The 23,126-nt window shown below is 40.5% G+C and carries 19 protein-coding genes; 7 read left to right on the top strand and 12 right to left on the bottom strand.

The window, feature by feature from the left end:
* The first annotated feature begins 46 nt into the window (after nt 1-46).
* The gene (locus HG263_RS12170) at nt 47-1,735 is read left to right on the top strand and encodes an N-6 DNA methylase (protein ID WP_171626346.1); all 1,689 of its coding nucleotides are present in this window, start codon (nt 47-49) and stop codon (nt 1,733-1,735) included.
* Between the two features lie 7 nt (nt 1,736-1,742).
* Here HG263_RS12170 and HG263_RS12165 read toward each other — a convergent pair whose 3' ends face one another.
* Genes HG263_RS12165 through HG263_RS12145 form a run of 5 tightly spaced genes read right to left on the bottom strand, consistent with a single transcriptional unit; the run spans nt 1,743 to nt 6,731 of the window.
* Nucleotides 1,743-2,504 carry a hypothetical protein gene (locus tag HG263_RS12165; protein ID WP_171626345.1) on the bottom strand — a complete coding sequence of 254 codons (762 nt, stop codon included), beginning with the start codon at nt 2,502-2,504 and terminating at the stop codon, nt 1,743-1,745.
* Between the two features lies 1 nt (nt 2,505).
* The gene (locus HG263_RS12160) at nt 2,506-3,522 is read right to left on the bottom strand and encodes a hypothetical protein (protein WP_171626344.1); all 1,017 of its coding nucleotides are present in this window, start codon (nt 3,520-3,522) and stop codon (nt 2,506-2,508) included.
* 1 nt (nt 3,523) lies between these two features.
* Complete coding sequence (locus HG263_RS12155) at nt 3,524-5,929, bottom strand: sensor histidine kinase (RefSeq protein WP_171626343.1); 2,406 nt, start codon at nt 5,927-5,929, stop codon at nt 3,524-3,526.
* 4 nt (nt 5,930-5,933) lie between these two features.
* Nucleotides 5,934-6,353, bottom strand: a complete 420-nt coding sequence (locus HG263_RS12150) for a hypothetical protein (protein ID WP_171626342.1) — start codon at nt 6,351-6,353, stop codon at nt 5,934-5,936.
* A gap of 3 nt (nt 6,354-6,356) precedes the next feature.
* Nucleotides 6,357-6,731, bottom strand: a complete 375-nt coding sequence (locus HG263_RS12145; protein WP_171626341.1) for a hypothetical protein — start codon at nt 6,729-6,731, stop codon at nt 6,357-6,359.
* A gap of 608 nt (nt 6,732-7,339) precedes the next feature.
* On the opposite strand from HG263_RS12145, the gene HG263_RS12140 reads away from it, so the two are divergent.
* From HG263_RS12140 to HG263_RS12125, 4 genes are all read left to right on the top strand, one after another.
* Complete coding sequence (locus HG263_RS12140; RefSeq protein WP_171626340.1) at nt 7,340-7,624, top strand: hypothetical protein; 285 nt, start codon at nt 7,340-7,342, stop codon at nt 7,622-7,624.
* Between the two features lie 22 nt (nt 7,625-7,646).
* Nucleotides 7,647-7,937: a hypothetical protein gene (locus HG263_RS12135; protein ID WP_171626339.1), complete on the top strand. Its 291-nt coding sequence runs from the start codon at nt 7,647-7,649 to the stop codon at nt 7,935-7,937.
* Complete coding sequence (locus tag HG263_RS12130; RefSeq protein ID WP_216628429.1) at nt 7,937-8,164, top strand: hypothetical protein; 228 nt, start codon at nt 7,937-7,939, stop codon at nt 8,162-8,164. Before HG263_RS12135 ends, HG263_RS12130 begins: the two co-directional genes overlap by 1 nt.
* Before the next feature lie 427 nt (nt 8,165-8,591).
* On the top strand, nt 8,592-8,921 hold the full coding sequence (locus HG263_RS12125) for a PDDEXK family nuclease (RefSeq protein WP_246239953.1): 330 nt from the start codon (nt 8,592-8,594) through the stop codon (nt 8,919-8,921).
* Between the two features lie 63 nt (nt 8,922-8,984).
* Here HG263_RS12125 and HG263_RS12120 read toward each other — a convergent pair whose 3' ends face one another.
* The gene (locus tag HG263_RS12120) at nt 8,985-9,692 is read right to left on the bottom strand and encodes a hypothetical protein (protein ID WP_171626338.1); all 708 of its coding nucleotides are present in this window, start codon (nt 9,690-9,692) and stop codon (nt 8,985-8,987) included.
* A gap of 148 nt (nt 9,693-9,840) precedes the next feature.
* Nucleotides 9,841-10,098: a hypothetical protein gene (locus tag HG263_RS12115; RefSeq protein WP_171626337.1), complete on the bottom strand. Its 258-nt coding sequence runs from the start codon at nt 10,096-10,098 to the stop codon at nt 9,841-9,843.
* 191 nt (nt 10,099-10,289) lie between these two features.
* Here HG263_RS12115 and HG263_RS12110 point away from each other — a divergent pair, with 191 nt between their 5' ends.
* Complete coding sequence (locus tag HG263_RS12110) at nt 10,290-11,183, top strand: PD40 domain-containing protein (protein WP_171626336.1); 894 nt, start codon at nt 10,290-10,292, stop codon at nt 11,181-11,183.
* A gap of 297 nt (nt 11,184-11,480) precedes the next feature.
* Nucleotides 11,481-12,248: a HEAT repeat domain-containing protein gene (locus HG263_RS12105; RefSeq protein WP_171626335.1), complete on the top strand. Its 768-nt coding sequence runs from the start codon at nt 11,481-11,483 to the stop codon at nt 12,246-12,248.
* A 477-nt stretch (nt 12,249-12,725) separates the two neighbouring features.
* Here HG263_RS12105 and HG263_RS12100 read toward each other — a convergent pair whose 3' ends face one another.
* The 5 genes from HG263_RS12100 to HG263_RS12080 all read right to left on the bottom strand — a co-directional run bounded on the left by HG263_RS12100 (nt 12,726) and on the right by HG263_RS12080 (nt 23,028).
* Nucleotides 12,726-14,051: an MATE family efflux transporter gene (locus HG263_RS12100; RefSeq protein WP_171626334.1), complete on the bottom strand. Its 1,326-nt coding sequence runs from the start codon at nt 14,049-14,051 to the stop codon at nt 12,726-12,728.
* Nucleotides 14,052-14,253: 202 nt separating this feature from the next.
* Complete coding sequence (locus HG263_RS12095; RefSeq protein WP_171626333.1) at nt 14,254-19,881, bottom strand: beta-ketoacyl synthase N-terminal-like domain-containing protein; 5,628 nt, start codon at nt 19,879-19,881, stop codon at nt 14,254-14,256.
* Nucleotides 19,878-20,432, bottom strand: coding sequence for a chorismate--pyruvate lyase family protein (locus tag HG263_RS12090; RefSeq protein ID WP_171626332.1), 555 nt, complete (start codon nt 20,430-20,432; stop codon nt 19,878-19,880). Before HG263_RS12090 ends, HG263_RS12095 begins: the two co-directional genes overlap by 4 nt.
* A gap of 18 nt (nt 20,433-20,450) precedes the next feature.
* Nucleotides 20,451-22,049: an AMP-binding protein gene (locus tag HG263_RS12085; protein ID WP_171626331.1), complete on the bottom strand. Its 1,599-nt coding sequence runs from the start codon at nt 22,047-22,049 to the stop codon at nt 20,451-20,453.
* Nucleotides 22,050-22,293: 244 nt separating this feature from the next.
* A complete protein-coding gene (locus HG263_RS12080; protein WP_171626330.1) occupies nt 22,294-23,028 on the bottom strand; it encodes an SDR family oxidoreductase in 735 nt (244 codons plus the stop codon).
* Nucleotides 23,029-23,126 lie beyond the last annotated feature (98 nt).

Genomic DNA, 23,126 nt, shown 5'->3' with positions numbered 1-23,126 from the left:
GATAAGTTTTTAGATTATGTCATATGACTAACGAGTATTTAAAACCATGAATCTGCATTCACTGCCCAAAAAGAAGGAATTGGGTGCTTACTACACTCCACCTGAGCTTAGCCAAGTCTTGGCTGATTGGGCTATTCAAAGGTCTGATGAGAATATCTTAGAGCCTAGTTTTGGGGGCTGTGGTTTCTTTGAAAGCAGTATAGTGAGACTTAAAGGACTTGGCTGTAAAAAGCCAGAAGACAGACTTTTTGGTGTGGATATCGATAACCAAGCATTTGATATTCTGAGTAGTAAATTTGGAAAAGTCATAAACACCAACAAGCGTTTCATCTTAGATGATTTCATCAAGGTCAAGCCTACAGATTTTAGTGTGTCGCTATTCGATGTCATTTTAGGAAACCCACCTTACGTATCGATGCATAATATGACGCCTGAACAACGCAAATCTTGTGATGATGTTTTGGCCAACTCAGGTTTTGTGCAGCATTCCATTGGTCGCAATGCGAGCCTGTGGGCATTTTTCTTGCTCCATAGCCTATCTTTTTTAAACGAAGGTGGTCGGATAGCTTGGGTTTTACCAAGTAGCCTGTTACACGCTGACTATGCGATGAAATTACTTGCAGTACACCAGAAACACTTCACTCAAATAAAGGTTATAAAACTAGCTGAACGCTTCTTTAAAGCTGAGGGGGCTGAAGAAACGTCAATTGTCTTAATTGCTGATGGGTTTACCAAAGAGCCACATGATGGAAAAGGCTTAATTATTCATTCAGTGAACAATCTTGCAGAGTTAGTAAATTGTATTGATACAAATGAAGAGGCAAACACTGCGGAAATAAAAGACTACAAGCTTAACTTAATTTCTCAAGAAGCAAGGCAGGCATATTCTCAAATAACTAACTCTCCTTTTGCTAAATCTCTTGGGTACTATGCTGATGTCAAAATAGGCATGGTTACGGGCGCTAATAATTATTTCATTGTAAATCAAGATACTATTGAGAAACACGCTTTACCTGAGGAATGTTTAAAACCTGTAGTAGGTAGATTTAAATCTCTCATTGGGGTTACACATGGGAAGAAGCAACAGAAGCTAATTCAAAATGATGGGCATAGAGCTTTTTTGGTTTGCCCTACAGAAGAACAAATGGAAGATTTAAACAGCCCTGTTGCTAAGTATTTATCGCAAATCTCTCAGGAAGAGATTGGAAAAAATAAAACGTTTAAAAAACGCCCTCATTGGTTTGCTCCTGGGTGGGGAATTGATGGCCTTGTTGCTGATGCATTCTTGTCTTATATGATTCATCGCGGCCCACGTATTGTTATAAATAAAGGCCGTTATAACTGCACTAATTCTATTCATAAAGTAATTTTTCACGATAAGAAAGTGAGAGCTAATAAAAAGCTGGCACTGGCGATTTCTATGCTGTCAACGTTTTCGCAATTTTCAGCAGAGGTCGAAGGTAGGGCTTATAGTTCAGGTGTCTTGAAGTTAGAACCGACAGCAGGTAAGAGGATTGCTCTACTTTTTTCAGATGCTTGTATCGATGCACTATGTGCACAACAACGTAAAGTAGAAGCTGCGATTGAAAATGAAGAATATGAGTTGATGGCTAAGTTAGTTGATGACGTATTGTGCTCTTACGGCTTAATTAGCAAGGAACAAATATCACTGCTATCAAAAGCTAAAGAAGAACTAAGAGAAGAGCGATATCGTGGTGTTAAACGCTCTTCGTAAAGGTAAATTATTTCGTGCGGTGAAGTGGGGTAATTCGAGAACCGCACTGGAGCTTCGTTATTAGTTTTTCGTAATATGGTGTTAGCCAGAGCTTTTCACTTTGAATTACAAATTCGTTCCACCTTTTTTCACGGGTAATTTCTTGCCCCTTTAGTGAAAACTCTCTGAGTACAAAATCTAGTAACATGATTAGATCGTGAGGTTGTTGAGGTAACCTTGGGTGATCGATTGGCTGAAATAGTTTGTAGTGTACATTGCTTAAATCAAAGTACTCGTTATTGAACTTACCACCATATTGGAGATGAAATTTGGGTTTCACTTGATCGTCATTTAAAGAGTCATAATCGAAGTGAAATCTGCGAATTATGTGAAAGCCTTGCTCTGTATCGTAGAACTTCCAATCACTGGGAACATTTTGACAATTCGGAGTGTGTTCTAGCATCAGATTGAGACATAGGCTTTGGTCAGTAATTACTCCATTGTGAATCTCGATTTTACCGCCCAAAGAAACGTAAAATTTTCGTTTTTGACCTACCGGATTTTTATAAGGAAATATGATGTTGGGTTTAATCTCTATTGTTGTGGTCAGAGGCTTATTCTTGCTTAATTGTTTTAAAGAAAGACGGCTGGCATGCTGAAGTTGGGATAAAAATGTACTTAATTGAGATTTCTGTGAGTGTGGCAGCTCGCTCGAGTATTGAACTAAAAAAGAGGAAAACTTGGCTAAAATATCTAGGTATTTCTTGGTGAATTTTACATCAGTGTACATTTTATTCGCCATCAATGATTCGTGGGTTTTTAAAGAATGGCTCTTGTTTTAAGGAATCATTCAACTCAGAACATGCTATGTGAACTTGATACAAGGACTTCTCATCGTCGTCAACAATTATGCCAAGGCTATCTGGATATCGTTCATTACATACAATACATTTCGATTGTTTCTCTGAAGTTGTTGCACCAAGAAGCTTTGGTGCAGCTTCTAAAAATGAGTGTTTAGACAAAAAGTTATGCTCGTCTTCTAGTTCTAATACATAGTCTTCTAAAAGGCAGCTCCACCAAAGTGTACGATGAGAATGATTAAAAATGCCATTGTATTTTGCTAATTCGAAACGTTCGCAAATAGACTCAAAGTAATCTTTACTGATGCCTAGACGCAATGCTGCTCCATCTACATCTACTAGAGGGCCCTCTTTATAGAAAAGTGTCTGTATTAACCAGCGAAAAAGCCTTATGTGCGTATTGTCTTGTGAAGCAGTGGGCAGTAACTCTCCATCATCTGCACCTTCAGCTTTTGAATTATCAGCCGTTAAGATTGGAGCAAGCATTAAAGTAAAGTCATCTTGAGTTTCATCAGGGGCTCTCAGTAGGTTTATTATATCGTGAGTATTTCTGACATGTTTTAGCAGATTATGATCTTCAATTTCTTTTTTGAACGAAACGTGGTCACTTATAAATTCATCGCGGATAAACAAATCAAACTCGCCAAATTTGTTTGTGGTATAGGTTAAAACCGATATTAGATATATTGGAACTGACTTAGTGTAGTCTCGAAGAAGAGAATGCAGCGAAGCTCCTGTTTTGAATATAGGTGAATCAGTTTGATCAAATTTGTAATCTACAATAATGAGATCATAACTATCTATTTTTCGTAGCTTTGGCTTTAGTGCCTCTTCACTTGGAGGGATAATGTCAAATTCGATCTGTGTTTGTTCTTTCAAGATATTTAGGAGACGAGTGCGAGTGTGCTTCGTGTCGTTTGCTTTATCGTCAATGACTAGTATGTTCATGTTATTTCCCTATTTCTACTTTTACTTCAGCATTCCAACTATCCGTAGGCTTTGAAAAAGCTACAGAACCTTTATGCTTTCTAAGTATATTTCTAACTATATTCAGTCCCAATCCTGCGCCTTTACCAAGGTTGCTTAATTGTTCATCACATAGAACAGATGAGATTGAGCTATATAATTTACCTTCTGGATCAAAGGTTCTAGCTTCAAAGACTTTCTCCCAATGTTCTTCGCTAAGCCCTATACCGTTGTCTTTGACCGTTAGTGTGTATTGTGATTCATCTAAAGATAACTCTACATGGAGTTTTCTTGTTTTTTCTTCACTTGCGATTAGAGACTTTATACCGTTTGAAAGTAGGTTTATTAGTACAGAATATGCTTCAGCTTGATTTAGTCTAGGAATCATCCAGCGGGGGCTAACATCTGAAAATGTCAGTGAGATTCCGAATTGCTCAATGAAAAACCTAAAGCCTTTGTTAACTCTAGCAAATAGATTCGAGAATGAAATTTTCTTTTTGGTATTGCTAGCTGAATCTGAAAACACGTCGAACAATTCAAAAAGGTCGTCGAAAGCTTTTTTGTAATGACTAGCATTGTTGGCCATATCTAAAAGCTGCTGTTGGATTTTTGGATCATCTATTTTTTCTGCTATTGATTTAAGCTCTGTAGATTGGCTGAGTAATGAGTGTGCAATTCCCTTCACTTCGTGCGCAAAGACAAATAACAGCGGTGCAGTAGCTGAAACTGCTCGTAACAGCTCATTTTCAGCTTCTATTGCTTCATATTGAGATACTGCGAGCTCTTTTGCTGAACCAACCTGCTCTCGTTGAACATTAGGTCTTGTACCGATGTTAAAATGATTTTCAACGGTTAAATCTCTGTTACCACTGTCAAGATTATATTGGTCATCAGTCTTAAGAAGAGAAGCGGGCTGTGGGCTTACAACTGGGGTTTCTTCTAGATTTTTATTACTTTCAAGAGTTTCAATTGCCTTAATGAATCGACTTTTATCATCTTCAAAAGATTGACCAAATGATTGTTCAAACCGCTTAACAACAGTTTGGTGCCTTTTATTTCTTGCGCTGATCAACCATGCTTCATAATTGATTGTGGCCCAGTCCAAAGATAAACGAATTACTTTTTTAAGGTTTATGAAATTTTCAGTTTCGACTAGACCTTCTCGGTCCATTTTCACTACAAAAGAATCTGTAGCTTCTCCATGGATTAGAATGCTACCGATTAGTGAGCGAGTGCCTGGATGGTTTAGCATAGCTCTACTAGCAGTGGGTAGTCCCATTTTTAATGCTAGCTCACTAAGTTCTGCATGTTCACTTCCTCCTCTTCGAGTAGATATATCTTTAGCTATTCCTAGCCAATCATCTCCTTCGCTGACTTCACCATAGGGGTATACTCTGAAGTTGTTAAAGTAAAGTTTTATCCCAGAGTACTCATCTCTGATGCTTTTTAATGTTTCATTAGTTAATAGTGAGGGCTCTCTTCTGTTATCTATCCCCACTTTACCTTTAAGAGGAATAATATGAACAGTAAAATCGATACCTGATAGAGCATGATAGCGACTGTCTCGTACAGTGTAGTTTTGAGTTTCGGTATCTTTGCTATCTAAAGCTAAGTAGATCGTTCCATCATGCTTTATAGTGCCACGAAGGGTTCCCCACCCTGCAGATAAGATTTTATCACTTGCTAAAAACCTTTCTGTACCAGGTGTATTTTCAAATTCAGGTGCAACTATTGTTGCATTAAACCCAGGGTCTTCTTCATAGCCAGCTCTCTTTGTTTGTTGCGCCACTGAAATAAAAGTTATGCTTTTCAAAAGCATATTAAAATCACGGGTAGTTATTTTCTCTCTTAATTCTTTTAATTTCAGAGTCGTTCCAGGCTTGCCCGTGGAGGAGGAGAAGTACTCATATTTGCATTTCACTTGTGACAATGACTTTCCAGGTTCAAAGTCATCCCACTCAAAATGTACGGTAGTGTGATCATAACCTTGTTCGGTTTTGGCGCACGTAATGAGTTCGAGCTTTTTAGCTAATCTTTGGCAAGCAAAACGCCCAATACCCTTGTTCCCTGTAACAGGGCGACCATAAATTTGACTAACAGGGTTAAGCCTTTTATTCCCAGTTCCAATTGTCATCCAGTGCTTTTCGACGGTAGTAAAGTTCATACCGGTACCTGAGTCAACAATAGTCAGCTTTGAGTTGCTAAGCGCCGTGGAAGTGACGTTTTGTAACTTGACTTCGACATCTGGGCTATCGGCATCATAAGAGTTCTTTATTAACTCTGATATACCGATATGGTTTCTACTTACTAGCCTCTCACCTAATTCTCGTATTAGCTGGGCGTCTACGTCAAACTTGAGGGAGTCTTCTTTATAGTTATTTTTTTCCATGAGGTTATTCATCGATGAAATGTTTTTGAGCGAGATTAATAATTGCCCCTGAAATACTAACTCCATTGAATAAAGAGTGAGTATACATTAAGCTGTTGTTCATGTTTCCAAAGAGTAAGCGACCAGTTTCCTTAGAGTATTTCTCTTCCTTCAAGTGCAATGCTACTCTGCCATCGACAATAATATTTTCCTTATCTCTAGCCCATAGAGCCTTCAAGATTCCTTTTTCAGTGTCATCAATTACGAAATACATTCTTTGACTAGTAAACACCAGCCAGCACTGTTGAATATCACTTTTAAATATGAGAAGTGCACTAGCATTATCTAAAAGTTCGCTTTCGTTGTATTTATCAAAGCTTTTAACTGCGTTGATAATCTTTTTTCGTGCGTGAAAGTCTCTGCGACCTAAAAGGTAATTAAGCATTAACTACTCCATCGGTACTTTTTCAGTGGATAATTCAGAGTTTGCCGAGGCAATTAGTCTAGGTAGTACCACGGGCCATCCTGCTCCTACAAAAATACAAGCTGTCCGACTTATTTCAAATATACCTACACCAGTACCTAACAGACCAGCTAACCCAGCGCCTACGCCCCAAAGGAAGATCATAGAAATGGATGCCAATCCAGAATAGCTCAATTTAAGGAAGCTTGGTTTTTGAGTCGCTTTACATGTACAAAAATCGAGCAAAACCATGAGGATACCATAAAAGGCTGAAGAGCACGCAAAAACAATAGGTGTGTAGCTTTGATGCTCAGAGTCTCCCAAAATAGCTAAGTCCATTGCTAATTCCAATAACTCCAATGTTTCATCTCCTTAACAAAGAAGTTACTACTATAATATTAAAGAGCCCTTTTTTATAGTACTAAACGGCAACCTTCGAACTTTGATTAGGGTGGGGGGGTAACAATCATATGCTATTCGAAGAAAGCTAAACTTTTAGATAATACTGAAGTGCTAGATTTAACAAGTGAAGATCTTCAACTCATTAAAGAAAGTCTCGCACATTACGAGCAGAGAAAACGTTGACTATAAATAGTACCCTGATAAAGGTTTCAAAGAAAAACAGTTGTAGTGAGTAGAAAGGGTTCTGGAAAAACTGAATAAAGGATGAAACTTTATTATTTGCTATCTAGGTAGTCCTGAGAGTGCTCTTAAGCTGAGTATGAAACTCTATTTCCTCAACCTCATATTTCCTAACCAAAACACAGGTCTTACAGCCCCGTTCAGTATGAAACTATATTGCGGGGCCACATTTGTTGTGGGTGAACAATAAAGTTTCACCCTATACAATAAAGTATCATCCCAAACAATAAAGTTTCATACTCAATTATCAGATAAAGCTTACTACTTTATTATGCTACTTTTGATAAGCTGGCTTTAGTTGGATATGAAGTAAGGATATTCGCTTAATGGTACTTACCGCGCATCAACAAGAGTTGTTATCAAAATTAAGGGCAGCTTCGCTTCGACACAAAACCAAAGAAGTTACCTACAAGTCAGAATGGTTGGGGTATTTGCCTTACGGACAATATCATTGGATTGAAGTAGATGGTGAGGAAGTAAAGGTGGATCATTTAGAGCCTTTAGACGAAGTGCTAATGTCGCTTGTGAAAATGGGCAAATTAGAACTTGTTCAAGTGATTCAACTCACAGATGAAGATCAAATTAAGATATATCATTTAAATGTTGAATGACTCAATTCATAAGGAGCTAGAAGTGCGCAGAAAAGAAATATTCAGGTGGTTTGAGCAGGCAGAGATCGAGGCTTTCATTAATGGGGAAGTAAAACAGGTATTGCAAGCACTAGAAATACAAGGGGTTGCCATATTAGATGGAGGCCTGTGGAATGTTAGAGCTCCAGATCCTGTTTTATACACGAATAGCGCTTTTATACACTCAACGGAATTAAAAAATATCGAATTTGACCGCATGAATATCATTCTGAAAGAAAACTTCATTGGTTTCAAAGATAGGCGGCTTTCCATTGTTTTCGAGCCGGAAAGTTAATGATGGATAAAGTAAGTTTCTTAAAACATGTGTCTCAGTTAGGTATTGATAAATCATCTTTCTCGCTAAACGGACCAATAAATGAAAGGTATTGTTTAAAAAATAGTGGATTTGGTTGGGAAGTTTTTTATGCCGAAAGAGGCCATAAAAACGCTCTCGTGACATTTGATTCTGAAAGCGCAGCATTGAGTCACTTGTTAAACCAATTAAAAAACAAACTTATATAGAATAAGTTACATGAAAGAGTCGGTAAAAAACTTTCTTGATCTGATAGAGAATAACTATCAACATGTTAGGCCTAGCAGAGAAAATGAATATGCCCATATTCAAGACTACAAAACACGGTATTTGAATTCTCTTTCTATGGATGAAATTGATGATATCTTTCTGGAAGTTCTACGTCTTTTGCAACCAAACCCCAGGAAATATAGTGACTATTTTTGGCTAGTTGACAAATTTCAGCCCGACTTTTTGTATAACGCCGAAGAATATATAAAAAGTGGCAGAATAAAGAATAATCTAGGCGCTTTAAGGAAGCATTCTAAATACAGAGGTTAGCTTTTAAAATGTGAAAATCACTCAAAATATTATTTTGTTTGCATCACACTTTCACTCTAGCTATGCTGAAATTTCAATCAGTTATAGCGGTATATTATGTCTAGGAAGATTGGCCATACTGAGGCGCAATATCGTAAGTGGATTAAAGAGGGACGCGGTACAGGTGAGTATCAAGATTATAAGCCTTGGTTAACGGTGTACGATGTACCATCCGATGGCCGTGTACATCGAGTCTTTGGTTATAAGTCCAAACGAACCCATCATTTATTATCCGATCTTGAACTATCCATGTTCTATTTGCTCGAGTGGCGGCAAGATGTGCTGCAAGTCAAAGAGCAGTTTCCGCTAGAGCGCGAGATAACATTAGAGCTAGCTGAATCTGCTGGTATCAAACACCCAAATGTTCGGGGCGTAGACCATACATAAAAAGCGCATTCAGTCTTACAAAACTAAATACATATCTATTCAAACAATAGGTTGAGTATTACCTTAATAACTAAATTTTACCTCGGCGTTTCTTTTTAACTGGCTTGCTACGTTTTCGGCAAATTCAAAGGTGTTAAAGTTGCCTTTGAAGTAGGAAATATCATCTCGTTCGGTGTAAGTGCGCTCTAGCACTTCCCTAAAATCCAGAACATCTTTTAGGTTTTCAGTGTTTACATCATACTTGCCCCAGGCATTGGCTTTACCATCAGCGCCTCTGTCGTAGGCTAGTCCTTTCATCATAACATCGGGTACTTGTTTGGCTAATTCTACAAGTTCAATGTTTTCATTCAGTTTTTCTTCAAGGTAAGCTTTGCTTTCATCACTGATTGGGCCATTTGCAACCAGTTGGCCGCCTTCATCGACAGAAAATCCCCATTCCAGTTTTGCCAGCTGAGGTTCTGATTTTTCCAGTTCACTCATAAAGTCTTGATAATGAGATTGCATATCTCTGAATAGGCTGGGTAATTCACCGAAATAAAGTGTTTGCGATACCTTTGCAAAGCGCTCAGGTTCGTAAACGCTCACAGATGTGACTTCAACACGGTGCAGGTTTTGGTTGTTAGCAAGGGCAGGAACGTCGCTCAAGTTGTTTTGGGCGTGTTGTTGTTTGGCAGCAATGTTGAGCTCATCTGTCATAGACTGTTTGCTGTCTGTTACTTGCTTTGTCGTATTGAGTTGGGCCAGATTAATGGCTGGGTTAGCTATCTTCATAATATATTCCTTATACGTGAAGAGGCTTTATTTATCGGTAGGTTCTAGTAATTACTTTAGTAACACTTAACTCTAATTTTTATTTATACCAAGTAACTTAAAATAAAAACAGAGCAGTGCTTGCACACTGCTCATATTATTCAAAGAGTTACGATGGGTTGCTGCTAACTAAATCTTGATCGCATAAATGACCAAACCAGACGTATTCGACGTTGTCACTGCTAACTCCCAGTCCAACAGAGTGTGGTACTTCCATTCGCCAAACGCCATACACCAAGTCGGTATCCCATATATTTTTGTAGCCAAAGCTATATTCAGTATGTCTTAGTGTGAGATCGCTATAACGACCTCGGAGGTTAGGTCTTTTCTTTTGAATTCTCAGCGATAATCCCGATAGAACAAGCAAACCCTCCTCCATTTTCTAGTTTTAAAATCCTAACCATTTAATATTTAGGCTTTGTTTTTCATCATTGATAAGTCATACAGAAGTAAGTCTAACCTCAAGTTATTTCCTCTCACTGAGATACCTTTAGCACCTTAAGTGTATTTGAGCGATGGAGCTCTGGGTAAATAGCCAAGGTGATAAGGAAAAGGGTTATGACGAATATTAATAGAAAACGTGCCTTGTTGTGTTCTGTGATGATGATGGGGTGTACTAATCTGGACGGGAATGATGTGGCTACGCTTGACGGGCCTTATCTTGGGCAAACTCCGCCCGGTATGGTGCCAAAAGCTTTTGCCCCTGGTCTTGTTAATACCGAAAACTGGGGAGACTCTATCGGCTTTTCTGCAGATATGAATACTATTTTTGTCCATCGATGGCGGCACACGCATGAGGTAAAAGACCCTGAAAGTGAAATATATAAGAAGGTGGATAACCGTTGGCGTAAATCCGTATTGCCCGCAGGCACACGTAAGCCACAATATTCACCAGATGGTAATGTCATGTATTTTGGTGCTCAGTATCAAGAGCGTACTGCAGACGGCTGGTCTGAACTTAAAAGCTTGGGACCCAAATTTGATGAAATACGTATTATGGGGCTGAAATCTTCAGCCAAGGGGACTCTGGTATTGGACGAGAATGCGAGGCACAACGGAGGCCATGGCATTCTTCGTTATTCGCGATTAATAGACGGCACATACGAAGACCCCAAACCGCTACCAAAAACGATTAATACGGGAATGTGGAATGCGCACCCATTTATTGCCCCCGATGAGAGTTACATTATGTGGGATGGCATTCGAGAAAGCGGATATGGCGAAGCCGATCTTTATATTAGTTTTCGTCTTTCTGATGGCAGTTGGGGTGATGCAATAAACTTAGGTGAGCAGGTTAATACAGACGCAGAAGAAGGGGGGCCATCTGTCACGCCGGATGGAAAATATCTCTTTTTCAATAGAATGGTACTGCGTAAAGATGGCAGTGGGCAGCGCCAATCGGATATCTATTGGGTGGATGCGCAGATCATTGAAAATCTTAGGCCGAAATAAAAAAGGCGGGCCGAGTCGTCTAACCTTTTGCTAATCGTACCTTGTGAGTCAAAGCCCGTTATCTAGCTTCTGAACTAAGCAAACTAGGGTTAAAGCTGCTCTCGTCTTGGGGGCAGTGCCTTAAAAGAAGTTTGAGACGGTCTGCCCTTATCCAACTAACCATCTGTTTTGTTTGTATCACCAAAAATTCAGCCAGAAATCAGCCTCACATCATTTGTTTTCTCTAGGTTGCCATTAAGTTTTCAAGTGTTCGATTTACCTACATTTAGGTGCACTTTGTTATTATTGGAGAAAATTATGATGCGTTGTTCTACGAGGAAGAAAATCCTCGTCACCTTGGCTTCCGTGGTGTTAGTTGTTGTGGCTGTGGTTGTTCATGCTTTGGCAGGCTTGAGTACGCAGCCAATCTTATATGCAGCGCCACCTGCGTTTGTGGCGCAATATGCTGAAAACATGCAGTATTCAGAGCCCTCATCTTTAGTAAAGGTGAATGCAACTGCTTTTGAAAGCCCTGAAGGTGCACATTATACAAAGTGGATGCAGGGGTTCTCTTATGAAGAGGCTTTGGTGTTTAAAGCAATTATGGCAGGTGAGTCGTTGGATGAACTCTGGGGGTTGTTTGCCCACCCTGATAAGGCGGTGCGGATCAAGATAGCGTCAGCATTTGCTGCGGTAAACATTAAATTTAGCCATCACGATGAAAGTGGTTTTCCGCCGAAAAGAAACCAATTTTGGAAGGATTTAGGTGAGCAATTACCAAACGTGAGAAATGCGTTGTCAGAAGGACTGATCGAAACGGCCAAGCACGGAACCGCAACACGTATTCCGTATACCTTGGCTTGGTTGCCAGAGATGGGTACAGAGACGCTTAAGCTATTTGAATGGGCGGCGAAGCATCATCCAGATCCTAACGTTAGAAGATCTTCCATGTATTACGTGGCTTATATAGGGCGTGAAGAGGAGTTTAGTGCGCCGCTGTTGCTCAATCGAGCCCATGACCCCGATTATAGCGTGCGCAAGTTGGCGTTAGGTTTGCGCTTTAGACGATTAGTGGGAGATTTATAACAGCTAGTTAAGCGCGCAACTATCAACAAGTCCAAATTATGATTTGGAATGTCATCTTTGTGAAAAAGGCGCCGAATAGCAAATATGGAAAGTTTAACGTATTGATACATATTGATAACTTTATTTTTTGTCGGTGTTTTTGCTTCTGCTTGTAAGAGGTGTGAGTGGTACAGCGCGTTAAACGTTTTTTTCGTTTTCAGTGCAAAATCATCTAAAAGTCATGACTACGTCAAGTGTTGATAAGTGGGTTTGGCTGAGGTGAATTAACCGTTTTAAACGTAATAATTCGTTTGTTTTGAGTAAGGAAAATCATGAAGTTAAGCTTATTTTCAATCCCCCCTGTTGTTTTCAACTTTAGCAACGGTCGGGGCCTGTCATGGCAAAGAATAATCGTCGGCTTTAAAAGAAATCTAAACTGACAGTCACCGATAGAAAAACGGGTAACTGTCATATCAAGTCTAGTACAAATGCGCTTGGTTAAATCTCAATCGTACTCCATCTCCCTTGGTGCCATATTTTGACAAAAATACCCGCTTGAATTGCACGATAGGCAATATTCAAACACCATATCGCAAGCAAACCCATACCAAGATAATGACTGACGATCCAAGCTGCCGGTAAGAATACTAACCACTGAATACTAAAGGTGATCTTTAAGACTTGTTTACTGGCGCCAGCACCCAGTAGTGAGTTGAGTAAAATCACACCCACTGCATCAAAGGCTAATAACAGTGAGATTAATTGCAAAGGCAGTTTAGCCATATCAATTAACGCTTGCTCGTGCACAAAAATTGATAATATCAACTCAGGAAATAACACCATTGGTAGGCTTATAGAGCACATAAACAACAGCCCTATCAATGAGGTATCCCACCCCCAGCGCTTGGCCTGTTCAGGTGCACTCTCTCCCAAAGCTTGGCCAACGAGAGAAGCTGCGGCTAAACCAAAACCAATACAGGGTATAATCATAACAAGAGTGATATTGACCAATACGTTTGCCACCGCTAATTCATCAGTACCAATCGAGCCAATAATGATAAACATAACCGTTAATCCGGTTGCACGAAAAAGTTGTTGTGCACCTTGTGGTAATGAAATAGTAATCAGTGTACGAAGTTGTGTTTTAGTTGGAAGTCGTTGCAAAAAACCAGACGTAGCAGAATACTTAAAGCCTAAATAGAAACAATATACGGCACCGATAAACAGCGATAGCGAAGTTGCAACGCCGGCCCCTGTTACGCCCATTTTGGGAAAGCCTAAATTGCCAAAAATTAATAAATAGTTGAGCGCAACATTACAAACAAGCATCAACAACAATGTGTTCATAAACAGTTTGGGGCGCTTAATACCGCTCCAGTAGCCTCTAAATGATAATGTCATTGCAACCGCCGTAATAGATAAAACACGTACTTGCAAATAGTCATTACCTAGTGCTATGACATTGGGGTCACTGTGCAGCGTAGGGAAAAAAAACGGCGCTGTATAATAGAGTAAGCCAGATAGTGGGATCCCCACAACACAGCTAATGAGCAGTGCACCATTGAGCGGTACGGCAGTTTCACTATTATTACCTTTTCCCTGCATACGGGCCGAAATGGCGAGTACACCACTGGCAAGTCCAATCAACAACGCAAAAGACATAAAATTGATTTGGGACGCAATACCTACCGCAGCTAAGGCGTCAGTTCCCAAAGTGCCTACCATGGCCATATCTATCACAACCATAATATTTTGAGAAACCAGACCCGCAATGATGGGCAGCGCCAAGCTTACTATTGTTTTTATTCGATTTAGCAAAACCATACTCCAGCCATCACCCTAGTTCGCTTTTTCTGGTCGATGTATTACATCCATGGCTCTAAAAAGCCCCACTAGGTATGATTGACGTCACTTATCTATAGTACTCATTAGCAGGTGCAGCTATGAGTGCTAACAGATGCTCATTTATTAGTCCGTCTCACTGTTGAGATTATTCGAGCTCAACAGTGAGGCGGATGGATGGTAACTAACTTGTTATTTCATCGTTTTTAACCGTTCTCCAAGTGTTGTATACGTCAGAGCTGAGTATGAGCGCTTCCATTTTGTAGAGTCCTACCACCTCGCCATTAACTAACAAGTCACTTTGCCAATTAATCACACGGTTGCCGCCAACATCCAGTACGTTCATATCACCATTGGTGATAAAGATGGATTCATGTCGCTCTAGCGCTCTTAGTAAACGAATTTCAAGCGATTTGAGTATCCCAACACCTTTATTTGGATTATCAGCTTGTACTTGGTCATTTTCTTGAGTGTTGCTTTCGGCCAATAAGCGTTTGGTCATCGACCGCTCATGCTGTCTGCATCCTTCAATTAAATGGGTTACATCAATTAAGCCCGCTGTATTATCAGTAAATATAGTGTCTGAGTGGTTTGGTGAAAACCATACTCCAGCTTGGTCCCAAGCTGACGTTGGCATACTAATGAACACATTATCGAGATTGTGCTTATTCACCATATCGTGAATGCAAAGGTCGACATCTTCAGGTAATTTTGAATGACGTTGTGGCTCGCTTGTTGACGGTGACACACTTTGAATAGTTACATTGGCCTGACAAATGTTTTTCTCATGTTGTCTGACATGTGTAGTAAACGATTGAGAGTGAGCTTGCTTATCACTACTGGCCTCAGAGCAGAATAGTTCAGCACTATCACTTTCACAAAAAGCATCAAAATGAATACTCAAGGCTGACGTATAGAAACTCGATGTATTGGAATTATGCAACCGTGAGACTTTAATTAATTGCATCATTGACTCAATCAATTGCACACCCGTTATATGGTCTAAAGGATGATCATTAAAAAAAGCATGATCCTCGCACACAACTATCTCTGCTTGTAAAGCATTGGGGTGGCTGCCACTTGGCTTCACGTTTTTGATTAAAATATTGCAGCCTTGTTCTTTGAGGCTGTGGGTTATCTTTTGTAAAGCATGGCTCGTTTCTTCGTCTAAGTCAGATGCGGCTACTACTTGTTGAGCATTCAGCAAACTTGCTGGCGCGATTTCTTTGCGTAATAACGCGCTTATATCGTCAATGGTATGTAGTGCAAGAAGTTGACTAGGTTCTAAAGAAAGCTCTGGAAAGGCTTTTAAAATGTCATTGGTGGCTTTAAGTCGAGTAATGGAGTCGACGCCCAGCTCTGCCAAAGCAGTAGAAGGGTTGAGTATTTCGATAGAATGCCCCGTATGATCGCAAAATATTTCTTTAATTTTAAGGCTGATATCTCTCGCACAAGGGTCACTGGTATCAGATGGCAGTGTATCAAAGCTTTTGCTCTCATCGCTCTCAATTGTAGTGGCTTCGCCTGTTTGTTCCGCAATAAATAGCACCATTTCATTGACATTTTGTAGGTGCAATAGCGTATTGAGGTCAAGAGATTCGTTTGGATACATCTTGATGATTTGGTTGGCGAGCTTTAAGCGAAGAATCGAATCAATGCCAAGCTCACTGAGCTTAGCTGACTTGTCGATGCGCTCTACTGGCAGCTCTGTATTTGCTGAGACTGCGTTCATTATCTTCGCAGTGATATCATCGTCATTGGCAGTTGAGCTGGGGGCTTCAGTTGCAGGGACGGTGCACTCAGAGATGTTAGCCACAGGATCAGGCGATACAGTATCAAGTGGTGGTAGACTCGGTAGCCAATAGCGGCTTTGAGCAAACGGATATGAGGGTAAATTAATACGTTTAGGGCAGGTGTTCTTATACAGTGACTGCCATGAAGAGGGCGTCACACCTCGCACCCAAAAGCTAGCGATTTTATGGAGTTCTTTAGCTTCAGACCAGTGGTTAAGCGCTGTTTCTAGGCCTTCATCTGAGTCCCAATTGAGTAATTCAAGCTCTTTATCGACCGTACCGCGATAGCAATTATGCGCAATAGGCGTCGCAGATAAGAATTGCTGCAGCATTACCATCAATTCTTCAGGAGTATGAACAATCATCGCTAAACGTTCTTGCATGTCATGGCGACCGACTTGCAAGGTATACGCAATATTAATCAGAGTTTGTTGGTCACATGAAAAGCCATTTGCACAGAGTTTCGTTAGCTGGTGGTGCAATCTGCTGGCAACGGTCTGTAGTTGCGCAGTGGTTTTCGCCGAAAGTAAAATTAACTGTGAATCTGCATTTTCCGAGCTTGTCTCGGTGCTATGTTTTGTCCCGTTGCGCTCCTGTTCATTTGGTTCTTCAATGACTACATGCGCATTCACACCGCCAAACCCAAATGAACTAACACCTGCTCGTAGCGGTATCGTTTTACCGTCTGCATCTGTTAAGCGTTGCCACGGTTGATTTTTATCGACCACATAAAATGGACTATTACGCAAAGCAATAGCAGGGTTGAGCTGATTAAAATGCAGCATACTGGGTAGAGTTTGGTGTTTCATCGACAGCAATACCTTAATCAATCCAGCTATACCTGCGGCAGACTCACAATGGCCAATATTGGTTTTTGCAGTGCCCAAACCACAATATTGATGTGGTAAAGTGTCTGACATGGAATTAAAGGCTTCTTTGAGCGCCTCAATTTCAATGGGGTCGCCTAAAGCTGTACCTGTACCATGGGCTTCTATATAGCTTACGGACTCTGGCGCTATATTTGCTGATTGGTAGGCTGATTGTATCAACTTAGCCTGACTTTCAAGGTTTGGCGCTCGCAGCGAATTTGATTTGCCATCATGGTTGATAGCAGCAGATTTAATCACACCATAAATTGAATCATGGTCTTTTTTTGCCTGCCGATAAGGTTTGAGCAATACAGCACCATACCCTTCTGCACGTACAAATCCATTCGCTTGTTCATCAAAGGTTTTACATGCACCATCAGCCGACAACATGCCGGCACTATGGGCTGCTTTATAGATGCGAGGGGTTAAAATAAGATTAATACCACCGGCTACAGCAACGGAGCAATTGCCTTTTTTTATCGCTTCTACGGCATGATGAACGGCTACTAATGAGCTTGAACAGGCGGTATTGATAACTTCGCTCGGGCCGTTAAAGTCAAACCATCGTGAAGCTCGATTCGCTATCATGCTCATGTGCACACCAGAGTCTAAATATGCGCCATATTTTTCGCACAATTCTGGTTGTGTCAGAGTGAGCTCTAAGTAGTCATTGTTATGCGCACCAATGAACAACCCAACGTTTTGGTTGGTTAATTTTTTAGGGTTATGTCCAGCGTTTTCAAAGACACTCCAAGTCATTTCCATGACTTTGCGCTGTTGCGGGTCCATACTATTAGCTTCTAAAGGAGAAATACCAAAAAACTCAGCATCAAAAGTATCAATATCCTGTAAAAAACCACCCCAGTTAGGAAAGGCGTTTGAGGACCCCTGTTGCGCATTTTTTGCCCGTGAAAATGCTTGCCTATCAGACGGTATCTCGGTAATGCAGTTGGTCTGGTTGATTAAATTCTCCCAGAAGAGATCTAGATCTGTCGCGCCTCCAGGAAAATGGCCACTCATGCCAATGATAGCGATTGAGTCATCGTCTGGTTCGTTGTCGCTATCATTATCCTGCGGCTCTTTGAAGGAGGAATCGACATCACCGGATATCTCAGTTGGTCTGCCAAGTGATGCAAGTTCTTCGTTTAAGTAGCTGGCAAGCTTATTAAAGCTTGGGTACTTAAATAACATCACAGGGGCGAATGCAAATTCAAAGACTTCTTCGATTTTTTTAGAAATGATAACGTATTGAATCGAATCTAGTATGATGGTGCTAAAATCATCAATATTCGCTAAGTCATGAGCCGTTAAATTTAACTCAGGTGCAAACACCTTGTTTTTCAAGCGCTCTACAATAGATGCAAGGCCCTCACTCATTGCGGTGGGGGGAGGATTTTGAACCTTTGCTGGCTGTGCTACTTCGCAATAAAGTGTTGGTAGTGAGTCGGCTTTGTGCAGCTTGCGGCATGCTTGTTTTTTGACCTTGCCACTTCCTGTTCTTGGTATGGTATTTTCTGGGACTAAGCGAATTTCATGTGCTCTTATACTGTGGTTTTGAGCGACCGCATGCCTAATATCAGTAGCAATAGATTGATAGTCACTTTGACTTAATCCATCGTCGAGCTCTTGGATGATAATGACTTTTTCTTCATTATCGATTTCCTGAGAAAACACCAGCACAGTCAGACTGAGGTATTCGACGTCACGCTTAATCGACGCTTCTATATCAATGGGGTGATGGTTTTTACCGTTAATAATGATGAGATCTTTTTCTCGACCCACAACATAAAGACAGTCATTGTCAACAAAGCCTAAATCTCCGGTTCTGAGGTAGTGTTTATCTTCATTATTTATTTTTGCACAGAAGGTTGCGTCTGACTCCTCTGGTCTGTTCATATAACCTGACGCGACCGACGGTGAGTGAATTAAAATTTCACCTATGGTGCCTTTATCACATGGGATGAGAGTGCCTTGTTCGACAATAATAACTGAGGTATCAGCTGTTATTTTGCCGCTGCAAGCTACTGTCTTTGCTTGGCTGGCGTGTTGGGCCAATTCTACTTTGTTTTGTTCCAAGCTTTGGGCATCTAATTCTATAAAGCGTTCTTCGCTGTTGGGGCTTGCAGTGGTAACCGCACCTACTTCGGATAGGCCGTAGTGGCAAGTAATGGCTTGCGATTTCAGTCCAAGGCACTTGAATCGCTCATTAAAGTTATTGTAACTGGCTTGATTAACTGGTTCGCCTCCACAAATAATGGCTTGTATGGATGCTAAAGGCGCTTGTTTTGACGATTGATATGAGCTGATATCCACTTTGTTGACACAAAAATCCAGCGCAAAGTTGGGTGCTGCGGTATGAGTGGCTTCATGCTGCAAAATACGGTCAAACCAAAAATTTGGTTGCTGTAAGAAGTGTTTGGCATCGAATATGACACTAAAAGCGCCTTTTACAAGCGGAGCTAAAATATTAAAGTGCAAGCCAAAGTTATGAAAATGGGGCATCCATGAAACAATGCGGCTATCACTCGTGATCCCCCATTGCTCAGCGCCACGATTCATTTGAGATACCAAGCTTTGGTAGGAAATTTTAATCCCCTTTGGTTGAGAAGTTGACCCAGAGCTGTAGAGCAAAATGGCCAACTCTTCAGGCTGTTTGGTCTTTTCACTTTGAGTTTTTAGCTCGATGTGAGCTAGCTGATTGATATCGAGCACTTCGCTGCTTACTAGACAGCCAGAATCGTTAATCAACTGAGACATCTCACTATAGGTAAGAATACAACTTGCTTGGGAGTCAGCGATGATGCGCTCTAAGGTTTCCAATAACGTGTCTGTTTGCGTTAGATCACTAAGAGGAACCGGAATAACAACGAGGTTTGCATACCAACATGCCAACAGGCTATAGATATAGTCAAAACCTTGTGGAAAAAGAACAATAACCTTTTGTTGTGGCGCCAATGTGGTGCTTAATACGCTGCCCAAGTGTTGTGTTCCATCTATTAAATTGGCACCGGTTATCAGATCTAACGAACTTTCAGCTGCTGGAGTGGCAAACAGTGTTTTCTCGGATAAAGGTGTTATGAAGTCAATTACAGATCTCCACAGAGGAATTCCACATGCGTCAATGAGTTGTGCTTGTTGTTCTTGTTTCATGATTTATCCTTAAAATATGACATGGGAAATTTTTCGTTAATAACCCCAAAAGGTGCGCCATTATTAATTACAAGGTATGTTCTTGATAACATCGGAGTGTTTGGCTCTAAACCAAAATGGGAGGAGGAGGCTTCGCAAATTTCTGATTTATAATCAATGATTTTTCTATATATTTCGGTTTTCTCTTTCTCCCACAACAAACCGATCGGCGTGTCTGATTGCAAAAGACTATATTGAATATTTGTCGATAACTTTTCGAAGATAAAAACCGAGTCAGCATAGATATAGTGTTTAGCTGCGCCACTGAGTAGTATTGTTCTTCTCAAAAGTGGATCATCTTCAGTACAGCCAAGTACTTGTGAAGATATACCTGTGGAAATACCCTGATCCAGTTTATTTACCTTTATTTTTTCGCCAGTATACAGTTCAAGCAGACGAGTTACGGTACCATCTGTGGTGAACAGAACTTTTTGAAAAAGGCTCAGATCATTCTGCTCTAGCACTTTTCTGTCAGGCTGATCTAAATTCAAGTTTTTTAATTCGTTAAGCATGATCCCTATACCTCTAGCTTAGTCTTGTAGTTTATGGCGTTGTATTTTCCCTGACGCTGTTCTGGGGAAGACGTCAACAAATAGGATGGATTCCGGGCAATTTATATCCCCCAAGGTCATTTTTATACGTGCTTTGAGCGAAGCTTCTAGCTCAGCCTTATCGGAAGTGACATGCTTTTTCAAAATAACGTACGCTAGTATCGAAGATGTCTGCTTTGATTTCACCACCGCACATTCCGCAACGGCTTCATGGTTAAAAAGCGCATATTCCACTTCCAGCAGATTGAGGCGGCCAGAGTCTGAGTTAAATTCATTTTCAGCCCTGCCATGACACCAAAAGTGACCTTCTTCATCCATAAGGACGCAGTCATCGGTAATGTTCCACCCATTGACCACATATTTCTTTTGTTGCTCACCCGATAAATAGTGACACCCTAAGGGGCCGCGTACTGCCAGTAATCCGATTGTGTTTACTGGGAGGTCATTGCCTTGAGCGTCAACAACTTTAGCTTCATAGCCGAATATTGGTTTGCCAATACGACCAGGTTGAATATCATCAATATCTGGGCCTAAAAATAGGAACAGCATTTCGGTGCAACCAATGCCTTCATAAATGGAAATATTGGTTTTGTTTTTCCAAGACTGCCAAATCGAGGGCATGATATGCTCGCCGCCTGAAACGCAAAGCCTTAAACTGGAAATGTCATAGTTGTCACAATGTTCAGCCATGGCCTTATAGGCATTTGGCGAAGTGAATAGAACCGTTGGTTGGTAACGATCAATGCCTTGTAATAATGCGTCAGGCGTCGGGCTTTCTAACAATACCGTTGTGGCTCGACAATAAAGAGTTGATAGCAAAAGCGAACCTAAGCCAAACCCAAATGCCATAGAAGGACTGCCTATCAGAGTATCTTTTTCAGTAATCTTGAAAGTGCGTTGTCCCGCAGCCTGGCAGGCAATCAACATGTCTCGATGCAAATGAATAACGGCTTTTGGATTGCCTGTGGTTGTGCCTGAGGTAAACCCAATTAGGCAGCAATCACTGGCCGCTGTATTAACATTGTTAAACTGAGTTGATTGATTATTTAACTTTGTATGAGTCGATAAGTTGGCATCGAAAGTGGTTACGTGGCTAAGTATACTGGTTGCTTGTTTTACACTAGCAAAGCGTTCTTCAAATCTGTCATCACACAAAGCAAACTTAACCTGTGCTTTTTGAACCACTTTGACAATTCCTTGTGGCTCTAGCGTTGGTAGAACGGCGACTGCTACGGCACCAGCTTTCACAATACCAAGCCAGCAGGCAGCCATCATGAAATTGTTTGGAGAACAAAGTAACACGCGGTTGCCTGGTAATACTCCTAAATCATGAACTAAGTAATTGGCTATTTGATTCGCTTTATCGAGCAGCTGTTGATAGGTATAGCTGCGATTAGCTGTGATCACGGCGGTTTTATCAGCAAAACCTTCGGCAATCGCGTTGTCTAAGATGTCTGTGGCACAGTTGATATACTCTGATAGAGCAAATTTATCCAAGTTAATTAAAGTTGGTAAATCTTCAGTTGGACTATTTTTTCTTATAAAATCATCATGATAGGAGGCTTTGTTGTTATTCATTTTTAATATCCCGGTCTAAACATATGCTCGACTTCAATTTTATTTACAAATTGATACCTTTAACCATGATGGTTTTCTTTGTGTTTCAATATGTAAAATAAGTTGAATTATTGCTTCTAAGGTAGCTAGTGTTAATTTTTTGTTTTTGTTCTGGGCGTCAGTAAACCAACGCCATTGAACGCGCGCTTTAAAAAAAATTTATTTAACAATTAGTTAGAGGTGGTTGCCATGTCAGGAATGGGCTTTAACCATTTCTGATCATTGCGTATATCCTCTTTGGAAATAGTCGTTTTAAAAAGAATACATTCTTACTTTTTCCGGCGAGAATATCGGAATTATCCATTTCGATACCTTGTAGCGCCTCTTTTACCAGTTCGTTTACACTCATTTTGTTTTTTCCGCGTCCTTTGGTCATTTCTGTGTCAACCAACGGCGGTACAACTTCAAAAACTTTGACAGGCGTGCTCTCTAGTTGATAGCGGAGCGCTTGAGTAAACATTCTAAATGCGGCTTTTGAGGCGCAATATACAGGGGCCGATTGTTTTGGGACAGCAGCTAAAAGGGAGGTTACATTTACAATTGCGGCTTCATGCTGTTGCAAAAGTAGAGGGAGTAATCGATCGATAAGCTTCATTTGAGATGTCGCATTGATGTTCATTTCTTCATCGATTAAGTCAATGTGACTCTCTAGCTGAGTAAAACTGTAATTTTTTTGAATGCCTGCATTATTGATAAGTACATTTAGGTCAGAGTGGTGAGTTTGAACAAATTCAACAAGTTTTTGCTGTTGCTCATCATCAGCGATATCACACTGAAAGTAATCAATTGAAGGGAGGTCTTTTTGTGCCTTTTTTAGTTTATCTAGGTCACGGCCGCAAATGACTATTTTATTTGAACGCTTGATAAGCTGGCGAGTAAATTCTAAGCCAATTCCGGAGCTGCCCCCAGTAATTAATATTTTTTTTCCTGTTAAATCCATAATGATTACCTACCACTTTCCTTACTGCTTTGTTACTGTTAATCCCTTTTTCTGGTGTTAAATATTAATTAATTCATATGGTTAGCTAGCCATTTTTT

Origin of the sequence: Pseudoalteromonas caenipelagi (genome assembly GCF_013140855.1) — a bacterium.
Taxonomy (GTDB): Bacteria; Pseudomonadota; Gammaproteobacteria; order Enterobacterales; family Alteromonadaceae; genus Pseudoalteromonas; species Pseudoalteromonas caenipelagi.
Note: the sequence above shows the minus strand (reverse complement) of the source record. Positions and strands in the feature narration are given on the sequence as shown.